Origin of the sequence: Alkalibacterium sp. 20 (genome assembly GCF_001885615.1) — a bacterium.
Classification (GTDB): domain Bacteria; phylum Bacillota; class Bacilli; order Lactobacillales; family Carnobacteriaceae_A; genus Alkalibacterium.
Genome location: NZ_LSRN01000010.1, coordinates 1 through 329, shown reverse-complemented (window position 1 = coordinate 329; position 329 = coordinate 1). Strand labels below are relative to the sequence as shown.

Annotated in this window: 1 protein-coding gene; it reads right to left on the bottom strand. The window is 45.6% G+C overall.

The features are described from left to right. Positions 1-329 (bottom strand): LysM peptidoglycan-binding domain-containing protein (locus tag AX762_RS01790; protein WP_143139255.1); only part of this gene is annotated, 329 nt, incomplete at both ends.

The window sequence follows — 329 nt, the reverse complement described above, 5'->3', positions numbered from 1 at the left end:
TGCCCTAACGTTTCTCCCGCTTTCACAGTATAGACAGAGGCAACCGTTTCTGCTGGTTTAGCAGGTTCTACCGGTTTTGCAGGTTCAGGTTTTGTTTCCACTACTTGGCTGCTTGATACCGTTAACTTCTGATTCACTCGGATCAAATCGGAAGTTAGGTTGTTCTGTTCTCTAAGTTGAGATACCGTCATACTGAATTGTCTAGCAATGTGCCCTAACGTTTCTCCCGCTTTCACAGTATAGACAGAGGCAACCGTTTCTGCTGGTTTAGCAGGTTCTACCGGTTTTGCAGGTTCAGGTTTTGTTTCCACTACTTGGCTGCTTGATAC